Origin of the sequence: Actinomadura harenae (genome assembly GCF_003696215.1) — a bacterium.
Classification (GTDB): domain Bacteria; phylum Actinomycetota; class Actinomycetes; order Streptosporangiales; family Streptosporangiaceae; genus Spirillospora; species Spirillospora harenae.
Genome location: NZ_RFFG01000237.1, coordinates 1 through 2,975, shown reverse-complemented (window position 1 = coordinate 2,975; position 2,975 = coordinate 1). Strand labels below are relative to the sequence as shown.

The 2,975-nt window shown below is 70.6% G+C and carries 2 protein-coding genes; both read left to right on the top strand.

What is annotated here, in order from left to right:
* A partial coding sequence (locus tag EBO15_RS43070; protein WP_147481931.1) for an alpha/beta hydrolase occupies window positions 1-994 on the top strand: 994 nt, incomplete at its 5' end.
* 69 nt (window positions 995-1,063) lie between these two features.
* A complete protein-coding gene (gene ychF / locus EBO15_RS43065) occupies window positions 1,064-2,155 on the top strand; it encodes a redox-regulated ATPase YchF (protein WP_122200178.1) in 1,092 nt (363 codons plus the stop codon).
* The last annotated feature ends 820 nt before the right edge of the window (window positions 2,156-2,975 follow it).

Below are 2,975 nucleotides of genomic sequence, written 5' to 3'. Positions count from 1 at the left end.
GGGGCGGCGGACCGTCCGGCCCGTCGCGGCCACCCGGGCCCAGCGCGCCGTGGCCCGCGCCCTCGCGCTGGAGCCCGGCGGTCCGCCGAGCCTCCAGGCGCGCGTCGCGAACAAGGTCATCCGCGCGACCATCCGGGCGTTCTGGGAGCTCTCCCCGCGCGGCGACGCCGGGCTCCTGCGGGTCCAGCGGGCCGGGAACCTGCTGGGCTACGCCCAGGGCGCCCCGCGCGGCGTGACGTTCGCCCCCGAACACCTGGGGATGTGCACGGCCGAATGGGTGCGCGCGGGCGTCCCCGACGAGGACAAGGTCTTCCTCTACCTGCACGGCGGCGGCTACTTCTTCGGCGGCCCGCGCCTGTACCGGCCGTTCAACTGGCGCCTGTCGGCGGCCACGGGACGACCCGTCCTGAGCCTGGACTACCGGCTCGCGCCCCAGCACACCCCCGCTGATGCCCTGGAGGACGCGGTCACCGCCTACACGTTCCTGCTCGAACGCGGCCACAAGCCCAAGAACATCGTGATCGGGGGAGACTCGGCCGGGGGCCACCTCACGATGGCGCTACTCCTGGCGCTGAAGCAGCGCGAACTGCCCCTTCCCGCGGCGGCGGTGTGCCTCTCCCCATGGGTGGACTTCCTCTGCCAGGCCGAATCGCACCGCACGAACGCCCGCACCGACTGCCTTCTCCCAGCGAAGAAGATCTCCTGGCTCGGGCACGCCTACCTGGACGGCAAGCCGGAGGACGACCCGCTCTACGCCCCTGCGCGCGCGAACCTGTCGGGCATGCCGCCCCTGCTGTTCGTGGCGTCCAGCACAGAGATCCTGCGTGACGACACGCGCGACGCGCACGAGCGCGCCCTCGCCGCCGGGGTGGACAGCGTCTACCAGGAGTGGAACGGCCTGTCGCACGTCTTCCCGGTCTTCTCCGACTACGTCCCCGAGGGCAAGGCGGCCTTCCGCCACATCGCCGAGTTCCTCGCCAACGCGGGCGCGTAGAACGCCCGGAACGGGCCCGCGCGCGGGCGCGTAACCGAGCGTCCGCGCGGGCCCATAAACTTGGCGCCTGTGAGCCTCTCCATCGGAATCGTCGGACTGCCCAACGTCGGCAAGTCCACCCTGTTCAACGCGCTGACCAAGAACGACGCGCTGGCCGCGAACTACCCGTTCGCGACCATCGAGCCCAACGTCGGCGTGGTCGGGGTGCCGGATCCCCGGTTGGAGAGGCTGGCGGAGATCTACGGATCCGCCAAGATCCTCCCGGCCACGATGGAGTTCGTGGACATCGCGGGCATCGTCAAGGGCGCGTCCGAGGGGCAGGGACTCGGCAACAAGTTCCTCGCCAACATCCGCGAGACCAGCGCGATCTGCCAGGTCATCCGCGCCTTCGAGGACCCGGACGTCACCCACGTCGACGGCGACGTCGCGCCGCTCCGGGACATCGAGACGATCAACACCGAGCTGATCCTCGCCGACCTCCAGACGCTGGAGAAGGCCCTGCCGCGCCTCGAGAAGGAGGCGCGCACCAAGAAGGACAAGGACCAGCTCGCCGTCCTGGACGCCGTCCAGAACGCGCAGAAGGTCCTGGACGAGGGCGTGACCCTGTTCGCGGGCGCCGCCAAGGCCGGGATCGACCTGGCGCTGCTGCACGAGTTGCACCTGCTCACCGCCAAGCCCTTCCTCTACGTCTTCAACCTGGACGAGGAGGAGCTCGGCGACGAGGCGCTGCGCTCCCGGCTGCGCGAGCTCGTCGCGCCCGCCGAGGCGATCTTCCTGGACGCCAAGATCGAGGCCGAGCTGATCGAGCTGCCCGACGACGAGGCGCTCGAGCTGCTCCAGGGCATGGGCCAGGAGGAGTCCGGCCTGTCGCAGCTGGTCCGGATCGGCTTCGACACCCTCGGCCTCCAGACGTACCTGACCGCCGGTCCCAAGGAGACCCGCGCCTGGACGATCCGCAAGGGCGCCACCGCGCCCGAGGCCGCCGGCGTCATCCACACCGACTTCCAGCGCGGCTTCATCAAGGCCGAGATCGTCTCCTTCGACGACCTCAGCGCCGCCGGCTCCGTCGCCGAGGCCCGCACCCAGGGCAGGGTGCGCATGGAGGGCAAGGAGTACGTCATGCAGGACGGCGACGTCGTGGAGTTCCGCTTCAACGTCTGATCGTTCCGGCGGGCGTCCCCTTGGGGCCGCCGTGGGGCCCGCGTCCCTTGGGGTCGCCGTGGGGCCGTCATGGACGGTTCCGGGGGTGGCCCCGGGGGTGGATTGACCTTGCCGGGGCGTCCGGGTTCCCGTGGTGTGGCGCCGCGGCCATCTCGGACAAACAGGGATAAAAACGGAAGTCTGCCGCCGGGTTCCTCCCGGCGGCGGGCGGTGGCGAACGAGAGCGGGCGGACCCTTGCGGGGGATTCCGTCCGCTCCTGTGCGTGTACGGGACGTCCCTCCTGCGTGCACGGGGTATCCCCCGAAAAGCCCTGGTGATGCGCTCTGTCGCGAAGCGGACACGATGCCGGATTCTCCGCAAGGAGATTTCGGGACGTGATCCTCTCGCGTCACCAAGCACCTCCCGTACCGGGGCGCTTGTCCGAAACGGGGTGTCGCACGCTGTTCGGAGTCGGCGATACGGGATCGTCACCGTTTGGCAATCTTCCCCGTTCCTGCTGAGGTGGATTGCATTATCCACAACCGCGCGCCGGGACTGTGCTTCCCCGCGATGCGCTGGAACAATTGACGCTCGTGGTTACGCTGGGCCCGAGGTGGGTTCGGAATGGGCCACATCGGCAGGGATCAGGCACACACAGAGCGCGCCGACCGACGGACGGCGCGAGCGGAGGCAGGATGGCTCGCAGGTCGGCTGTGACAGACGGCCACCGGCCGGGCGGCGTCGACGACGCCGGACCGTCCGAGCACGCCCTCGGGCCGATGGACGACCCCTGGGAGCCGGCGTCCGGGCGGCGCTCCCGGCGCGGCGGCGGCGCCGCGC